The organism is Dactylosporangium sucinum, from assembly GCF_014647515.1.
Taxonomy (GTDB): Bacteria; Actinomycetota; Actinomycetes; order Mycobacteriales; family Micromonosporaceae; genus Dactylosporangium; species Dactylosporangium sucinum.
Window position 1 is genome coordinate 55,716 of the sequence record NZ_BMPI01000011.1, and the last position, 17,294, is coordinate 73,009.

General features: G+C 73.3%; 12 protein-coding genes. 3 read left to right on the plus strand and 9 right to left on the minus strand.

Annotation, left to right across the window (positions count from 1 at the left end; translation table 11 throughout):
• Window positions 1–10: 10 nt before the first annotated feature.
• Window positions 11–2,215, minus strand: a complete 2,205-nt coding sequence (locus tag IEZ31_RS13420) for an alpha-1,4-glucan--maltose-1-phosphate maltosyltransferase (RefSeq protein ID WP_190250138.1) — start codon at window positions 2,213–2,215, stop codon at window positions 11–13.
• Window positions 2,216–2,271: 56 nt separating this feature from the next.
• Window positions 2,272–3,510, minus strand: a complete 1,239-nt coding sequence (gene glgC / locus IEZ31_RS13425; protein WP_190250139.1) for a glucose-1-phosphate adenylyltransferase — start codon at window positions 3,508–3,510, stop codon at window positions 2,272–2,274.
• Between the two features lie 61 nt (window positions 3,511–3,571).
• On the opposite strand from glgC, the gene glgA reads away from it, so the two are divergent.
• Entirely contained in the window at window positions 3,572–4,759 is a 1,188-nt protein-coding gene (gene glgA, locus IEZ31_RS13430) for a glycogen synthase (RefSeq protein ID WP_190250140.1), read from the plus strand.
• A gap of 105 nt (window positions 4,760–4,864) precedes the next feature.
• Here the strand turns inward: glgA and IEZ31_RS13435 are convergent, their stop codons facing one another.
• Both IEZ31_RS13435 and pcaD read right to left on the minus strand, forming a co-directional pair.
• Window positions 4,865–5,128 carry a hypothetical protein gene (locus IEZ31_RS13435; protein ID WP_190250141.1) on the minus strand — a complete coding sequence of 88 codons (264 nt, stop codon included), beginning with the start codon at window positions 5,126–5,128 and terminating at the stop codon, window positions 4,865–4,867.
• Window positions 5,129–5,270: 142 nt separating this feature from the next.
• On the minus strand, window positions 5,271–6,044 hold the full coding sequence (gene pcaD, locus IEZ31_RS13440) for a 3-oxoadipate enol-lactonase (protein WP_190250142.1): 774 nt from the start codon (window positions 6,042–6,044) through the stop codon (window positions 5,271–5,273).
• Between the two features lie 204 nt (window positions 6,045–6,248).
• Between pcaD and IEZ31_RS56590 the strand changes: the two genes are divergently transcribed.
• The gene (locus IEZ31_RS56590; protein WP_229834909.1) at window positions 6,249–8,804 is read left to right on the plus strand and encodes an ATP-dependent Clp protease ATP-binding subunit; all 2,556 of its coding nucleotides are present in this window, start codon (window positions 6,249–6,251) and stop codon (window positions 8,802–8,804) included.
• Here IEZ31_RS56590 and IEZ31_RS13450 read toward each other — a convergent pair.
• The 5 genes from IEZ31_RS13450 to IEZ31_RS13475 form a co-directional block, all read right to left on the minus strand.
• Window positions 8,755–10,257: a hypothetical protein gene (locus tag IEZ31_RS13450; protein WP_229834918.1), complete on the minus strand. Its 1,503-nt coding sequence runs from the start codon at window positions 10,255–10,257 to the stop codon at window positions 8,755–8,757. The two genes, IEZ31_RS56590 and IEZ31_RS13450, sit on opposite strands and share 50 nt — an antisense overlap.
• Window positions 10,258–10,514: 257 nt before the next feature.
• Window positions 10,515–12,128, minus strand: a complete 1,614-nt coding sequence (locus IEZ31_RS13460; protein ID WP_229834920.1) for a sulfite exporter TauE/SafE family protein — start codon at window positions 12,126–12,128, stop codon at window positions 10,515–10,517.
• Between the two features lie 11 nt (window positions 12,129–12,139).
• Window positions 12,140–13,450, minus strand: coding sequence for a tetratricopeptide repeat protein (locus tag IEZ31_RS13465; RefSeq protein ID WP_190250145.1), 1,311 nt, complete (start codon window positions 13,448–13,450; stop codon window positions 12,140–12,142).
• Between the two features lie 66 nt (window positions 13,451–13,516).
• Window positions 13,517–15,133 (minus strand): DUF4331 domain-containing protein, encoded by a 1,617-nt coding sequence (locus IEZ31_RS13470; RefSeq protein WP_190250146.1) that lies wholly within the window; start codon window positions 15,131–15,133, stop codon window positions 13,517–13,519.
• Between the two features lie 139 nt (window positions 15,134–15,272).
• Window positions 15,273–16,118, minus strand: coding sequence for an SAM-dependent methyltransferase (locus IEZ31_RS13475; RefSeq protein ID WP_190250147.1), 846 nt, complete (start codon window positions 16,116–16,118; stop codon window positions 15,273–15,275).
• Between the two features lie 347 nt (window positions 16,119–16,465).
• On the opposite strand from IEZ31_RS13475, the gene IEZ31_RS13480 reads away from it, so the two are divergent.
• The gene (locus tag IEZ31_RS13480) at window positions 16,466–17,284 is read left to right on the plus strand and encodes a SigB/SigF/SigG family RNA polymerase sigma factor (protein ID WP_373294580.1); all 819 of its coding nucleotides are present in this window, start codon (window positions 16,466–16,468) and stop codon (window positions 17,282–17,284) included.
• The last annotated feature ends 10 nt before the right edge of the window (window positions 17,285–17,294 follow it).

A 17,294-nucleotide genomic window follows, 5' to 3' on the forward strand; every position in this document is an offset into this window, starting at 1 on the left:
GTGGTCACGCTCACCGGTGGCGGTGCACCGTGAACACGTGAGCCGGCTCGTACAGGGGGTCGAGCCGGACCGCGTTGTGCTGTCCCCAGTCGAAGGTCGCGCCCGTGATCTCGTCGCGGACGGTGAAGCGCTCGTGCCAGTCGAAGCCCAGCGCGGGCATGTCCAGCGTCGTGTTACCCCACTGCACCTCGCGCGAATCCAGCGACACGACCACGAGCACCGTGTTGCCGGTGTCGGCGTCGCGCTTCGAGAAACACAGCATCTGCTCGTTGTCGATGCCGTGGAAGACGGTGTTGCGCAGCCGGTGCAGCGCCGGGTTGTCCCGCCGGACCGTGTTGAGCGTGCGCAGGTAGGGCGCCAGCGACTCGCCGTCGCGCTCCCGGCCCGCCCAGTCGCGCGGCCGCAGCTGGTACTTCTCGTTGTCCAGGTACTCCTCGGCGCCCGGCCGGGCCTCGTGCTCGAACAGCTCGAAGCCCGCGTACATGCCCCACGACGGGCTGAGCAGGCTCGCCAGCACCGCCCGGATCTTGAACATCGGCGGCCCGCCGTGCTGCAGGTGCTCGGGCAGGATGTCGGGCGTGTTGGGCCAGAAGTTCGGCCGCATGTAGTCGGCCGCCGCGATCAGCTCCTGCACGTACTCCCGCAGCTCCCAGGCCTGCACCCGCCACGTGAAGTAGGTGTAGGACTGGCTGAAGCCGATCTTGCCGAGGCCGTGCATCATCGCCGGCCTGGTGAACGCCTCGGCCAGGAACAGCACGTCGGGATCGGCCTGCTTGACCTCGTCGATGAGCCAGTGCCAGAAGCCGACCGGCTTGGTGTGCGGGTTGTCGACCCGGAAGATCTTCACGCCCTGCGCGACCCAGTGCAGGACGACCCGCTTGACCTCCTCGCGGATCCCCTCCGGGTCGTTGTCGAAGTTCACCGGATAGATGTCCTGGTACTTCTTGGGCGGGTTCTCGGCGTAGGCGATGCTGCCGTCGGCGCGCGTGGTGAACCACTCCGGGTGGGCCTCGACCCACGGGTGGTCGGGCGCGCACTGCAGGGCCAGGTCCATCGCGATCTCGACGCCGGCGTCGTTCGCGGCGGCGACGAACGCCCGGAAGTCCTCCAGCGTGCCGAGGTCCGGGTGGATCGCGTCGTGGCCGCCCTCGGCGGCGCCGATCGCCCACGGCGAGCCGACGTCGTCCGGCCCGGCGACCAGCGTGTTGTTCGGCCCCTTGCGGTTGACCCGGCCGATCGGGTGGACCGGCGGGAGGTACACCACGTCGAAGCCGAGGTCGGCGACCTCCTTCAGCCGCGGCGTCGCGCTGGCGAACGTGCCGTGCCGCACGGGCTTGCCGCGCTCGTCGACCTCGGCGCCCTCGGAGCGGGGAAAGAACTCGTACCACGCGGAGAACAGCGCCCGCTCCCGGTCGCACCAGATCGGCAGCGGCGCCGAGCGGGTCACCTGCCGGCGCAGCGGGTGGCGCCACAGCACCTCGGTGAGCGCGAGCGCGGGGGAGACCCGGGCGAACAGCGGGATGCCGGTGTCGGCCAGCGCGCGGGCGGCGCCGCTGACCCGGTCGCGGTCGGGGGCCGGCACGCCCTGGGCCGCCTCGTGCAGCAGGGCCGAGCCCTCGGCCAGGTCGTTGGCGAGGTCCTCGAGGCCCTGGCCGGCGGCGATCTTCTTCGAGACCGCGTCGTGCCAGGTGAGGTACGGGTCGGAGAACGCCTCGACGGCGAACGTCCACGCCCCGACCGCGTCCGGGCGCACCTCGGCGAACCAGCGGTCGGTGCCGGGCGCACCGGGGCTCATCCGGGTGAACGGCCCCTCCTGCCCGCCGGGGCCGACGAGCACGACGTTGCAGCCCATCATCGCGTGGCCCTCGCGGTAGGCGACCGCGGACACCGGGACGGACTCGCCGACGACCGCCTTGGCCGGGAACCGGCCGCCCTCGACCGACGGGGTGACCTGCTCGATCGGGAACCGCTGCTCGGCACCGTAGACGTCGGCCCAGGCGGCGCCGCCGCGGGCCGCCTGGAAGGTGGCCGCCGGGCTCTCCGCCGTGTCGACGGCGTCGTCGGCGCGGTCGGGTGCCAGCGCGACCTCCGTGGGGGTGGGTTCGGTGGTGGCGATCTCGGTCTTGAACGCTTCCGGTTTGACACCCTCCGGCTTGCGCGCTTCCGCCTTGAGGGTGTCGGCCGTGCGGGTGTCGGGCTCCGCGGGGTTACCCATGATCCTCACCGTATCGAATCGGCGCCGGGTTGGCACGGTTTGTCCTCAGGGTTCGGCTAGGGTTCGACGCGTTGACCCTTGCCGATGACCACGATGCCCCCCTCGGACACCGTGAATCGCTTGCGGTCGCGCTCCAGGTCGACGCCGATCTCGGCGCCCTCCGGCACGATGACGTTCTTGTCCAGGATGGCGTTGCGCACCACGGCGTGCCGCCCGATGTCGACGCCCTCCATGAGGACCGAGCCCTCCACGTGCGCCCACGAGTGGACCTTGACGTTGGGGGAGACGACCGAGTTCTCCACGAGCGAGCCGGAGATCACCGCGCCGGGCGAGATCATCGAACCGACCGCGCGGCCGACCCGCTCGCCCCAGCCGTGCACGAACTTCGCCGGCGGCCACGGGCTGTTGCCCGTGAAGATGGGCCACTCGAAGTTGTACAGGTTGAAGACCGGCTGGACGGCGATGAGGTCCATGTTCGCCTCGTAGTACGAGTCGAGCGTCCCGACGTCCCGCCAGTAGCCCTTGTCGCGCTCCGAGCTGCCGGGCACGACGTTGTTGCTGAAGTCGTAGACCGCCGCCTCGTTCCTGCCGACGAAGAACGGGATGATGTTGCCGCCCATGTCGTGCTTGCTCGCCGGGTCCTGCGCGTCGCGGGTGACCGCGTCGATGAGCGCGTCGGTGGTGAACACGTAGTTGCCCATCGACGCGTAGATCTCGCCGGGGGAGTCCGGCAGGCCCTTGGCGTCCTTCGGCTTCTCGCGGAACGCGCTGATGCGTGCGCTGTCGTCGGCGGCCACCTCGATCACGCCGAACTGGTCGGCCGTCGACAGCGGCTGCCGGATGCCGGCGACGGTCGCCGCGGCGCCCGACTCGATGTGCTGGCGGACCATCTGCTCCGGGTCCATCCGGTAGATGTGGTCGGCGCCGAACACGATGACGTAGTCGGGGCGCTCGTCGTTGATGAGGTTCAGGCTCTGGTAGATCGCGTCGGCCGAGCCGGCGAACCAGCGCGGGCCGAGCCGCTGCTGGGCCGGGACGGGGGTGACGTAGTTGCCGAGCAGGGTCGACATCCGCCAGGTCTTGGTGACGTGCCGGTCCAGCGAGTGCGACTTGTACTGGGTCAGCACGACCATCTTGAGATAGCCGCCGTTGGCGAGGTTCGACAGCACGAAGTCGATCAACCGGTAGATCCCGCCGAACGGGACCGCGGGCTTGGCCCGATCGGTCGTCAGCGGCATCAGTCGCTTGCCCTCACCGCCGGCGAGGACGATCGCGAGGACCTTCTTGGCAGCCATGGCGCAGACGCTAAACGTGTCCGGCGTGTTGCGCCAGACGAACGGGATTATGGTTTGGGGCGTGCGAGTAGACCTGCTCACTCGAGAGTACCCCCCGGACGTCTACGGCGGGGCGGGCGTCCACCTCGAGTACCTTGCCCGGGAGCTGCGCCGGCTCCCGCTGGACGTCCGTGTCCACTGCTTCGGGGCCCCGCGGGCCGAGGCCGGGGTCACCGGCTACGCCGACCCGCCCGGCCTGGCCGGGGCCAACCCGGCCCTGCGGACCATCGGCGTCGACCTGGAGATGGCCGCCGGCTGCGCCGGGTCGGACCTCGTGCACAGCCACACGTGGTACGCCAACCTCGCCGGCCACACCGCGAAGCTCCTGCACGGCATCCCGCACGTCGTCACCACCCACAGCCTCGAGCCGCTGCGCCCCTGGAAGGCCGAGCAGCTCGGCGGCGGCTACGCGCTCTCCTCCTGGTGCGAGCGGACCGCGGTCGAGGCGGCCGACGCGGTCATCGCCGTCTCCGCCGGGATGAAGGCCGACGTGCTGCGGGCCTACCCGCAGGTCGACCCGGACAAGGTCCACGTCGTCTACAACGGCATCGACACCGAGCAGTACGCGCCCGACCCCGCCACCGACGTCCTGCAGCGCCTCGGCGTCGACCCGGACCGCCCCTCCGTCGTCTACGTCGGGCGGATCACCCGGCAGAAGGGGCTCCCGTACCTCCTGCGCGCCGCCCGCCGGCTCCCGCCGGAGGTGCAGATCGTGCTGCTGGCCGGCGCCCCGGACACCCCGGAGATCGCCGCCGAGGTGACCGGCCTCGCCGACGAGCTGCGCGCGGGCCGCGAGGGCGTCGTCTGGGTGCAGGAGATGCTGCCCAAGCGCGAGGTCATCCAGGTCCTCACGCACGCCACCGTGTTCGTCTGCCCGTCGATCTACGAGCCGATGGGCATCGTCAACCTGGAGGCGATGGCCTGCCAGACCGCGGTCGTGGCCACCGCGACCGGCGGCATCCCGGAGGTCGTCGCCGACCGGGAGACCGGCCTGCTGGTGCCGATCGAGCAGGTCACCGACGGCAGCGGCACCCCGCTCGACCCGGACCGCTTCGTCGCCGACCTCGCCGACGCGATGCTGCAGCTCGTCGAGGAGCCGGCCCGGGCGGCCGAGCTCGGCCGGGCGGGCCGCCAGCGCGCCGTCGACCACTTCTCGTGGGCCGCCATCGCCGACCGCACCCACGCCGTCTATCAGTCGATCACGTCTTGACGCGCGATGTGCGTCGCCTTCGTTCGGCGGCGACGCACATGCACCGCGCAAGCCGGGCGGGCTACGCAGGGCAGCCCATCCAGGCCGGGACACGCAAGGTGCCGGCTAGATACCAAGCTTCTCGCCGATGTAACCGATGGTGAGGCGGCCGTTACCGCGGTCCATCCTGAAATGAACCCGGCCCGCGCCGGGAGTGAAGCGTGCGTGCATGTCGTAGATGCGCGCAACGCCCTCGTCGTCGTCGAATGTGCAGAGTTTCAGGCGGGTCTGGGACTCCGACGTCACCCTGCTGAGCCACTCCGGCGCCGGCGCTGCCTGCGTGTCCCAGGCGGACGCCGCGACCTGCAGCTCGGCCAGCCGTTCCTTCACCGGCTCCAGCCAATTGGAGGGTAGTCCGACGAGCTGGCGGCGCACCTGAGACAGAAAGGCCAGGCGCGGGAAGAGCTCCGCACGGGCCGCCCACAGTTCGGTCCCTGTGCGAGCCCGGAACCGAGTGGATGGCGGGTTGTTGTCAGTCGTCGCTGCGGACGTGATCAAGAATGAGCTGTGACACCGCGTCGGGCTGCTCGGCGTTGGCCAGGTGGGCCGCGCCCTGCAGCACGACCAGGCGGCTGCCGGCGATCCCCGCGTGGATGCGCTCACCGTGCTCCGGCGGGGTCGCGGGGTCGTCCGCCCCGGCGATGACCAGCGTCGGGGCGGTGATCCGGGGCAGGTCGGCGAGCTGGTCCATGGCCGCGATGGCCTCGCAGCAGCCGGCGTAGCCCTCGGCGGGGCAGGCGGCGATCATGGCCCGGTAGGGGGCGACGCGGGCCGGCAGCGCCGCGCGGTACCGCGGCGTGAACCAGCGGCCGAGGACCGCGTCGGCGATGCTGCCCATGCCTCCCGTGCGGACCTGCTCGGCGCGCGAGCGCCAGCTGTCGGCGGGCGGCAGGTGGGCCGCCGTGCAGATCAGCACGAGCTTGTCGATGCGCCCCGGCGCGTGCGCGGCCATCCACATGCCGACCATGCCGCCGAGGGAGAGCCCGCAGTACGACGCGCGCTCGATCCCCAGCCGGTCGAGCAGCGCCAGCACGTCACGGCCCAGGTCCTCGATCGAGTAGGGGCCCGGCGGGACCGGGGACCCGCCGTGCCCGCGGTGGTCGAAGCGGACCACGCGCAGCCGGTCGCCGAACGCGGCCAGCTGGGGTCGCCACATGTCGAGGTTGCTGCCCAGCGAGCCGCCGAGCAGCAGGGTGGGCGCCCCAAGGGGGCCGGAGGTGCGCTGGAACAGCGTCGTTGCCGTCACCGCATCCTTCTATCACCAGTGGTTGCCAATTCGGCGGCGGGGCGGGCTAAGGTGATGTTTGGGCAGTGCGCCTGCCCGCGCCCGCCGTGGCCGTTGCGGCCCTTTCGGTGTGCCAAGAGGCTTCGACTCAGCGCATCCACCTTCCCGAGACGGATGGCGGGTGCAGCTCCTCGTGGCCGGCCCGCCGGAGAGGCGTGATGGCGCATGTTCGAACGGTTCACCGACCGTGCCCGCCGGGTCGTCGTGCTGGCCCAGGAGGAGGCGCGGACCCACAACCACAACTACATCGGCACCGAGCACATGCTGCTCGGGCTGGTGCAGGAGGGTGAGGGCGCCCTGCAGCGGCTGGGCGTGACCCTCGACCGGGCCCGCCGCGAGGTCGAGGACCTCATCGGCCACGGCACGCAGGCCCCCGGGGGGCACATCCCGTTCACCCCGCGGTTCAAGAAGGTCCTGGAGCTGGCGCTGCGCGAGTCGCTGCAGCTCGGCCACAACTTCATCGGCCCCGAACACGTGCTGCTGGGGCTGGTCCGGGAGGGCGAGGGCACCGCCGTGCGCGTGCTCGCCCGGCTCGGGGTCACCCTCAACGACGTGCGCGCCGAGGTGCTCGGCTCGCTGACCGGCCACCCGTCGGCTCCGGATCCTGCTCCCGTCCCGGCCGGGAATCCGGTGCTCGACCAGTTCGGGCACAGCCTGACCGACGCGGCCCGGGCCGGCCGGCTCGACCCGGTGATCGGCCGCGACCGCGAGATCGACCGCGTCGTGCAGGTCCTGTCCTGCCGCCGAAAGAACAACCCGGTCCTCACCGGCGCGCCGGGCGTCGGCAAGACCGCCGTCGTCGAGGGCCTCGCCCAGCGCATCGTCGCCGGCACCGTCCCCGACACGCTCACCGGCAAGCAGCTGTGGTCGCTCGACCTGGGCTCGCTGGTGGCCGGCTCCCGGTATCGCGGCGACTTCGAGGAACGCCTCCGCAAGGTCCTCAAGGAGGTCCGCACCCGCGGCGACGTCATCCTGTTCGTCGACGAGATCCACACCCTGGTCGGCGCCGGCGCCGCGGAGGGCGCGATCGACGCGTCGTCCCTGCTGAAGCCGCTGCTGGCCCGCGGCGAGCTGCAGACGATCGGCGCGACGACCCACGACGAGTATCGGCGGTACATCAAGAAGGACGGGGCCTTGGAGCGCCGCCTGCAACCGGTCGAGATCGGCGAGCCGACCCCGGCCCAGGCCCTGGACATCCTGCACGGCCTGCGCGGGCGTTACGAGACCTTCCATCACGTGTCGTACAGCGACGCCGCCCTGCGCGCGGCGGTCGAGCTCGGCGACCGCTACCTCCCCGACCGCCACCTCCCGGACAAGGCCATCGACCTGCTGGACGAGGCGGGCGCCCGCCTCCGCATCGCGGGCGCTGTCGTGCCGGGTGCGGACGCGTCAGGTGCCGGTGCGCCGGCGGCGGCTGCGTCTGGGGCCGCCTCACCGGGCGCGGGCTCGTCCGGCGCGGCTTCGGTGGGCGCGGGTGGGTCCCGCGGGGCTTCGGCGGGCGCGGGTGGGTCCGGCTGGGCTTCGGCGGGCGCCGGGTCAGCGGGCGTCGCGTCGTCCGGGGCTTCCGCGCCGTCGTCGTCGGCGGCCGCTCCGACGGCTGCTCCGGCGGCGCTGCAGGTGGGCCCTGATCACATCGCGTCCGTGGTCGCCCAGTGGACCGGCATCCCGGTCCAGCGCCTGACGGAGGCGGAGACGGCCAGGCTCGTGCGCATGGAGGACGAGCTGCACCGCCACATCGTCGGCCAGCACACCGCCGTGCAGGCGGTGGCGAGGGCGATCCGCCGCGCCCGCGCCGGCCTGGCCGACCCGAAGCGCCCGACGGGCTCGTTCATCTTCGCGGGCCCGTCCGGCGTGGGGAAGTCCTCCCTGGCCAAGGCCCTGGCCGAGTTCCTGTTCGGCTCGGCGGACGCGCTGGTCCAGCTGGACATGTCCGAGTACCACGACCCGCACACCGTCTCCCGCCTCCTCGGCGCCCCACCCGGCTACGTGGGCCACGACGAGGGCGGCCAGCTGACGGAGGCCGTGCGCCGCCGTCCGTCGTCGGTCATCCTGTTCGACGAGATCGAGAAGGCCCACCCGGACGTCTTCCACACCCTCCTGCAGATCCTGGAGGACGGCCGCCTGACGGACGGCCAGGGCCGCGTCACGGACTTCACCAACACGGTCCTGGTCCTGACCACCAACCTGGGCACCCGCTTCACGTCCCCGGCCGGCTTCACGCCGACCCACCCACGCACGGCGGCGGGCCTGTCCGAGCTGAGCACCCAGTCCGACCTCCGCCAGCACTTCCGCCCCGAGTTCCTGAACCGCATCGACGAGGTCATCGTCTTCGACCCGCTGACGGAGCCGGACCTCCTCCAGATCGTCGACCTGGCGGTGACCGAGGTGGCAGCCCGCCTCGCCACCGCCCCGGCCGGCAGCTCGGGTGAGGCCGCGGCCGGCGGCTGGGGTGGCGGCCCGGGTGGGCGCGGCGTGACGCTGACGCTGACCGAGGCCGCGCGCACCCACCTGGCGGCGGCCGGCCACGATCCGCGCCTGGGCGCCCGGCCGCTGCGGCGAGCCGTGCAGCGGGAGCTCGCCGACGAGCTCTCGGCCATGATCCTGCTCGGCGAGCTGCCCGCCGGGGCCGGGGTGCTGGTGGACGCCGAGGCGGGGCGGTTGACGTTGACGGTCAGCCGGGCTGGTACGCCGGAGCGTCCGACTCCTGTCCCGGCAGGATGACGATCTCGTCGGGGCGCAGGGTGCGGGTCGCGGTCTCGCCGTCGACCCGCACCTCGTACCCGGTCGGCGGGCCGCCCGGCGACCAGCACACCCCGACGATCGTGCCCTCGCTCCTGCCCGCCGTCGTCCCGCCGGCGCCCGTCGTCCGCCCCGCCGTCGTGCCGCCCGTGCTCGTGGGCCGCCGCGGCGTCGTGCCGCCCGTGCTCGGCGTCGTCCCGCCCGTGCTCGTCCGTCCCGCCGTTGTCCCGCCCGCGTCGGACGTCCGGCTCGGTGCCGGGCCCGGGGTCGGGCGCGTCGGCGGGGTGGCGGGGGTGCCGTGGCTGGTCGGGTGGGTTGGGTGGTCGGGGGTGGGCAGGGTGATCGGCTGGTCGCGGGTGCCAGGGGCGTGGCCATGGCCTGTTGGGTGAGTCGGGTGGGTCTGATGGGTTGGGTGGGTGGAGTGGTCGGCGGGCGCGGGTGGGGTGAGCGTGCGGACGCGGGTGCCTGGGGCGTGGCCGTCGTCGGCGACGACGAGGAGGGCGTCGAGGATCTGGCGCACGCCCTCCCACGGGGCGCGGACCACGAACGGCTCGCCGCGGGCGTCCTCGACCGGGGTGACGAAGCTGCGGTAGGCGAGGTCGAGGACGTCGGCCTCGTAGCGCACGCGCCACTCCTCGGTCCAGGCGCCGCCGCGCTGGCCGGCCAGTAACGCGTCGGCGATGCGCTGCCAGCGTTGGGCGGCGCCGTCGTCGAGGACCAGCCTGGCCGCGCGGTCGGCGTCGGCGCAGACGGCGTCGATCGCCGTCTCCTCGCCCAGCTCGGCTGCCCAGGCCAGGTCGAGCGGGGCCGGGATCAGGCCGGGGCTGTCGTGGGCAACGACCAGATACAGCAGGGCCAGTAGCTCGGTGCGGCGCTCGCCGCCGTAGAACGAGCCGTCGTGGTTCGGCGGGAACCGCTCCGTGAGGTGCTCCGCCCGGCCGGTCACCATCCGGGCGGCGCGGCGGCAGTCGGCGAGCTTCACGTCAGCCGGACGGGCCTCGCGGGCGATGATCGTCCACGGGCGGCCGTCGGCGGCGAACCTCGGGTACACCGTCCGGCCCGTGCTGCCGAGGACCTCGCCGTCGCGCAGGCCGGCGGCGTCGAGTTGCCGGGCCGCCACGGAATACGCGAGGCCGGCCAGGGCCGCGTGCGCCCGCACCGCCCGGCGCCGGGCGCGGTCTCGCCGGGGCTTGCGGCCGTCGTTGCGGCCTTCCTGGTGCGGGCTCCGCTCCGGGGATTGCGCCGGGGATTGCGCTGGGTGCTGCTCCGGGGCTCGGTCGGACTGGCGGGGCAGCGGTGGTCGGGCTCCCGGTGGGGGAGCATCCGCGGTCGGTGCCGGGGCAGCCTCGGGCCCTGGCTGCTCGTCGTCGCCCGGGGTGTCGCCCGGTGCGCGGTCGGTCGGATCGGGGGTGCCCTGCGGGGTGTCCTCTGCCATCACGAGTCCTCCGGCGTCGACCCACGCTCGCACCAGTCGGACGGCGAGACTTCCGCCGGGCATCCTGCATCGATGCGCTGAGTCGGAGCCTCTTGGCCACTCCACGGCCGGCGTGGGCGACCGTGTTGGCTCAGGCAGGCGCACTGCCTGGTGACCAGAGTACCGCCTCCCCACCCTCCCCGCAGCCCACGACACCCGCCACCGGCGGGTCGCTGCGGAGGGCGGCCCGCCCGTGGCGCGGTGTCACAGGTGGGCGGTTACAGGCTGATCAGGGAACGGACGGCCAGGGCCGAGCCGACCAGGAGGACCATCGCCGCGGTGCCGGTCGGGGCCAGCCTGGTCAGGCGCGGGAGGCGGGTGGTCAGGCGGAGGCGGCCGGCCCAGCGGTCGCGAACGCGGATCAGGAGGAGGCCGGCGGCGGTGAGTACGGCGGCCATGCCCAGGCCGTAGGCGAGGACGAGGAGGACGCCGAACCAGGTCCGGCCCAGGCCCACGGCGCCGAGGAGGACGACCAGGGCCGAGGGGCTGGGTACCAGGCCGCCCGCGATGCCCATCCCCACGATGGCGAGGCGGCTCGGCCCGGCCCCGCCGGGACCGTCTCCATGAGCGTGCGAGTGCGGCCCGTGGGAGTGGAAGTGGCCAGAGGTGTGGGCCGCCGGCCCGTGGGAGTGGGAGTGGGAGTGGCCAGAGGCGTGGGCGGCCGGCCCGTGGGAGTGGGAGTGGCCAGAGGTGTGGGCCGCCGGCCCGTGGGAGTGCGAGTGTGATTCGTGGGAGTGTCCACCGCCGTCGTCCGCGTGGGAGTTGGCGTTGTCGTGCGAGTGGGTGTGGCCCTCAGCGTGCGCGTGAGTGTGGCCGTGGGTATGGGTGTGGGACTTGTGGCGGGACAGGAGCATCGCCGCGCCCACGGCCGCCACCAGGACGCCGCTCGTGACGCCCAGCCAGCCCAGGACCGTCTCGCCGGCCAGGCCGGCCGCCGTGGTCAGCAGCAGGCCCAGGACCAGGACGCCGCCCGTGTGGGTCAGCGTCACCGTCGCGCCCACCGCCAGGGCGTCGCGGGGGCGGCCCCGGCGGCCGGCCAGGTACGCGGCCATCACCGTCTTGCCGTGGCCCGGCAGCGCGGCGTGGGCGGCGCCGAGGAGCAGCGCCAGCAGCACCGCGGCCAGGCCCACGCCCACGGTCAGGTCGCGCGAGCCGACCCATCCACGCAGCTGGGCCTCCGCGCGGCCCAGCCAGCCGGGCAGGACGGGAGCGACCGACTCGCCGTCGGCGGCGGACGTCGACAGCGTCGAGCCGCCAGGAGCCACGCGCAGGTGGGCCGACCGGACGTCCGGGGGAGAGCTCAGCAGGTCGTCCGGGTAGCTGCGCAGGCCGTCGCTGCGGCTGGCCGTCGGCAGCGGCGAGTCGACGAGATGCACCCCGGAAGCCACCGCCGTCAACTCCCGCCATCCTACCCGATCCCCCCGATACCCGTTGACAACGTCCACAGTGGACTCGTCGGAGAAGTCGTACGACAGCGACAGCGAGCACTCCAGGCGGCTGGTCCGCAGGCCGGCCGACCCGTCGGAGTACCCGAAGGACGCATCGCCGACGGCCAGCGCCAGCGGCGCCCCGTCGACCCGCACCGAGAACGCCGAGGCCAGCGCCGCGCATTCGCGGGCCGCGAAGGCGGCGGCGCCCAGGTAGTCCACAGTGGACTGTGACTGGACCGTCGGCAGCTCGGCGAAGTCCGCGACCGCCAGCACGTCCAGGCCGGACGGGCGGAACGACAGCGCGCCCAGCTGGTTGACCGAGAAGTTGCCGAGCGGGTGGGCCTGGGCCGCGCCCGGGGCGACGACCAGCGCCACCAGCAGCGCCGACAGCACAACAACCAAGCGACGGAACATCACGACCCCTGCAAAGGCGAGAGCGACGGCGAGAGCGAATCCAGCGTCCGCGCGGCGATCGGCGCGTCGACGGGGGAGAACTTCGGGTTGAGGGCCAGGGCCAGCCGCAGCTGGACCCGGGCCAGGTCGGGGTCGCCGGCGGCCAGCGCGACCATCCCGTAGTGGTACGCGAGCGTCGCGTCGACCTGGCCGAGCGCGGACGCCTGCCGAGCGTACGGCAGCGCCTCGGCCGGCCGGCCCGCCTGCAGCAGGCTCCAGCTCAGCACGTCGGCCACCTCGGCGAACGGCCGCCGCTGCCACTCCTGCGCGGCGAGGGCCGCCGCCTGCGCCGGCCGGCCGAGCTCCAGCGCCAGCGCGGCCGCGCCGAGGTCGTCGGTGCCGCCGTTGGCGGTGAACAGCTGGTGCGCGGCCTGCGCGAGCACCAGCGAGGGGCCGGGGTCGCGGCCCGCGAAGCGCAGCAGCCGGGCCTGGTCGAGCAGCGCGTCGACGGTCGGCGTGCGGGCGACGACCCGCTCGAGGTCGGCGAGCGCGGCGTCCAGGTCGCCGCCGGCGGTGTCGATGCGCGCCTTGAGCTGCCAGAGGCCGGGCGTCTCGGGGTACACCCGGATCCCCAGCGTCACGTGGCGCGTCGCGGTCGCGGTGTCGCCGGCCGCCCACGCCAGCGCGGCGAGGTGCTGGTGGCAGAAGGCGACGTCGGCCGGTTCGGTCGCGCTCGCGAGGGCCCGCTCCATGAGCTGGACCGCCTCGGTGCGACGGCCGTGTTGTTCGAGGTCATAGGATCCCCGGGTGTACGAGCTGAGGCCGGGCCGCAGGTCGAGCATCCGCTGCACGGCGGCGGTCGCCTCGGCCGGACGGCCGAGCTGGGTCAGCGCGTCGGCGAGCACGCCGTGCGCGGTCGCCGACCACTGGTTGACGTCGAGGGCCTGCCGGGCGAAGCGCTCCGCGCCGGCGAAGTCGTGCCGGGCGTTGGCGAGCGCGCCGAGCCCGGCGAGGGCCGGCTCGTTGCCGTCGGGGCGCACCTCGAGGGACCGGCGCAGGGCACCCTCGGCCTTCGGGTAGTACGCCGGGTCGGCGCTGATGCGCGCCTGCTCCAGGTAGGCCTCGCCGAGCGCGGCCCAGGTGGCCCAGTCGCCCGGCACCGCGCGCAGCCGCTCCTGGTGGCGGCCGATCGCGGCGGCCAGCGGCGAGGCCGGCCGGGGGCTCTCCGTGACGGACGGGGCGGGCGCCGGGGCGGGCCGGCCGATCGTGGCGCCGATGCCGAAGAGCAGCGCAGCCGCCAGCACCACCACGGAAATCGCACGCAGTCGCACTGCATCCTCCTCAGGTCTGGGGTGGGCCGGGCGGGTCCACGGCGGACCCGCCCGGCGGGTGGGGAACTAGAGGCCGGCGCTGTTGCGGCGCCGCCACCAGCCGACGAACAGCAGGGTCCCGAGGCCGGCCGCGAGGGCCGAGGTGCCGACCGCCACCGCGGTCATGCCCGTGCCGGACTCGAACGCCGACGGGGTGGCCGCGAACGTGGACGGGCCGGCGCTGGGAACGGCCGCGCCACCACCGGTGCCGCCGCCCTTGTTGACCGCGTCGCTGTTCGGCAGGGCCAGGTACGGGAACTGCGCGCCGAACGCGTTGTCGTTCGTGTCGACCTTGTCGCCGGTCGCCAGCGCGTCGACGAGCTTGCCGGTCTGGGCCGCGCCCTCGACCGCCTGGATCGAGATGTCGACGACGTCGTCGGTGAGCCGCCGGCCGTTCGGGAAGCCCTGCAGGTCGCCGGCGAGGACACCCAGCCGGTTCGGCTGCGCGGTCACCGGCACGCCCAGGTTCAGGCGGAGCATCTCGGCCGGGCGGAACTTCGACGGGTCCACGTCGGCGTTGTTGAGCTGCGAGTTGAGGTCGGCCTTGATCGGGCCGTTCGCCTTCGTGGTGATGCCGGTCAGGAAGATCTCGGCCAGGTCGGTGCGCGGCGTGGCCGGGGCGGGGATCTTGTAGATCGCCTCGATGAGCTTCGGCAGCTCCGGGTCGGTCACCCGGGCGACGACGGCCGGGATGTCGGCGTCCTTGTCCGGGCTGATCGAGTTGAACGCGTCCTTCAGCGAGGCCGGCACGACCACCTCGTTGACCAGCGGGTTGCCGAGCCGCGACACCTGGACCTTGTCACCGGTGACCGGCGAGGCCTGTCCGGTGACCCGCGTCCTGGCCCGCTCCGTCGTCGTCCAGACGCCGATGACCGGGTTGCGCTTCGCGTCGCCCTTGAGCGCCACGTCGGAGAAGGGCACCTGCAGGGCGATGGTGTTCACGTTGTACCCCGCCAGCGTGTCCTGTCCCGTCTCGCTCAGGTCCCCGCCGTACAGCAGGTCGAACACCCGCAGGTCGAGGAAGAACGGGTCGTCGGCCTGCCCGGCGAAGACGTTCCAGCCGCCGGGGAGCCGCTTGTTGGCGTCGCCCCGCAGCTTCGCGTAGTCGGGCATGGTCGCCTTGCCCACGCGGGAGGGCGCCACCGGGGCGTCCTTGACGCGGGTCTTGAACGGCTCGCCGTGGAACGACGACTCCAGCGTGTACGTCTGGCGGAACAGCAGGTTCTCGTCGTCGAGCGAGGTGACCGGGCCGTTGGCGTAGAGGAACGTGTTGCCGCCGCGCTTGTCGACGTTCTGGAACGTCCACCGGAACACGGCGTCGGCCTTGGCGTCGCCGTCGCTGTCGACGTTGATGTTGTATACGGCGTCCGTCGCGAACGGGAAGAAGTTCGGGCCGCCGTTGGGCTCCTCGAACGGCTGCCAGTTCGCGATGAACGTGACGTAGCCGGCGCGCTCGGGGCTGACGAACGCGTAGAGGTCGGTGTTGTCGACGGCCGGGTCGGCCGCGACGAGCGGTGCCTCGCGGTGGCTGGACGCCGCTGACGTGGCCGGCCCCAGGCCGGCGAACGCGACACCGGCCGCGACCATCGCGGCGGCCGTGGCGTTCGCTGCCCGCCACCGGCCGGCTCGGGTTGTAGTGCGCATGCTCGTGGTCCTCCCGCATCGGAGGCGATCCGGGCTGTCGAACCGCCTGACGCGAGGACTTCGGAGCTACCGCACGGGATGACGGGTCACTGTGAGGTTGCCGTCACCGACCCATCCGGCGGGCCGCCGGCCACGAAGCTCAGTACTTGGGCTTCACGCCCACCGCGCCGTAGCCGTGCGAGACGCCCTCCGGTGTGCCGTCCGGCTCGGGCCGCCACTCGCCGAGCCAGACCAGGCCGGGCTCGACCAGGTCGTAGCCCTCGAACAGGCGCAGGATGTCGGCGCGGGAGCGCGGCACGATGGGCGCGGTCGACGTGCGGTACACCTCCTGCCCCTGGCTCGCGGGGGCCTCCGCGACGCCGTCGAGGGTCAGGTGCGACACCACCAGGTGGCTGCCGGGGGCGGTCGCGTCGCGCAGCCGCGCGACGATCCGGCCGGGCTCGGCGTCGTCGGGGACGAAGTGCAGCAACGACACCATGAGGATCGCGACCGGCTCGTCGAGGTCGAGGTGGCCGCGCACGTGCGGGTCGGCGAGCAGGGCGTCGGGGTCGCGCAGGTCGGCGAGGGCGACGGAGACGTTCGGGAGGTCCTCGACGAGGGCGCGGGCCTGGGCGACGGCGACCGGGTCGTTGTCGACGTAGACCACCTCGCACCCGGCACCGGCGACCTCGTGCACGTTGCCCTGGGTCGGCAGGCCGGCGCCGATGTCGAGGAACTGGCGGACGCCGGCCTCCCCGGCCAGGTACCGCACGGCGCGTTGCAGGAAGCGGCGGTTCGTGTGGGCCGCCGCGGGCGTGTCGGGGAAGATCGCCAGGATCTTCTCGGCGGCCTCGCGGTCGACGGCGAAGTTGTGGTAGCCGCCGAGGTAGTAGTCGTACATCCGGGCGACGTTCGGGATGTTCGAGTCGATCCGGCCGCTGCCCGGCCGGTCGCCGTCCTCCGGTCGCTCCTCGTTTCCGGTCGTGCGCTCACCGCTTCCGGTCATGCGGCCACCCTAAGGCCTGTTGCCGACCGGGGCCGGGCCGACTTTTGTCGTGCGGCAATCTCTTGTACAGTCGGATCCGTCGCCCCCACCTGTGCGGGCCGTCCAGCAACGGCGGTCACCCGCGGGGTGGCGACAGCGCAGGTCTGGTGCTCAAGACACGGGCGCCCTTTCGGACCTCTTCCGCGCGAGCCTGCCCTCTCCGTGTGGGGTGCCCGCTCGCCAAGTGCCGAAACCCCCTTTCGCCGCGCTTGCCGCGCCGTCGCTCGCCGCCGTTTCGAGGCGGGCCGGTGGTGCGCCGGGCGTGCGTCGTGGCACCGATCGAAAGGCTGTTGGTCGTGACTGTCGATGTGTCTGTTTCCACGGTATCCGCTGCGTCCGCCGAGGAGCGGGGTGCCGCCTCGCGGCACCGGGAGAACGACGCGCAGGCCAAGGCCCTGCTGTCGCTGATGGCGGACCTGCCGCCCGGCGCCGACCGGGCGCGGGCCCGGGCCCGGCTCATCGAGCTGTACATCCCCCTCGCCGAGTACCTGGCCCGCCGCTTCCGCAACCGCGGCGAGCAGTTCGACGACCTGGTCCAGGTCGCGAACCTGGGCCTCATCAAGTCCGTCGACGGGTTCGACCCGGACCGCGGCGCGGCCTTCACCAGCTACGCGATCCCGATGATCGTGGGCGAGCTCAAGCGGCACTTCCGGGACAAGGGCTGGGACGTGCGCGTCCCGCGGCGGCTGCAGGAGCTGCGCCTGGAGATCAGCAAGATCACCGGTGACCTCGCGCAGGACCTGGGCCGGTCCCCGACGGTCGCCGACCTGGCGGGGCGGCTGCACGTCTCCGAGGAGGAGATCATCGAGGGCCTGGAGTGCGGCCAGGCGTACCGCGCGCTCTCCCTCGACGCCCCCGTCGGCGACGCGGGCGACGGCGGCGCCAACGGCCTCGGCGACCTGCTCGGCGGCGAGGACGAGGACCTGCGCAACGTGGAGAACCGCGAGGCGCTGCGCCCCCTGCTGGCCCGCCTGCCGCAGCGCGAGCAGAAGATCATCGCGATGCGCTTCCACGGCAACCTGACCCAGTCGCAGATCGCGGCCGAGCTGGGCATCTCGCAGATGCACGTGTCGCGCCTGCTGGCCGGCGCGCTGCGCAACCTCCGCGAGCAGCTGGTCCGCGACTGACCCGCTCACC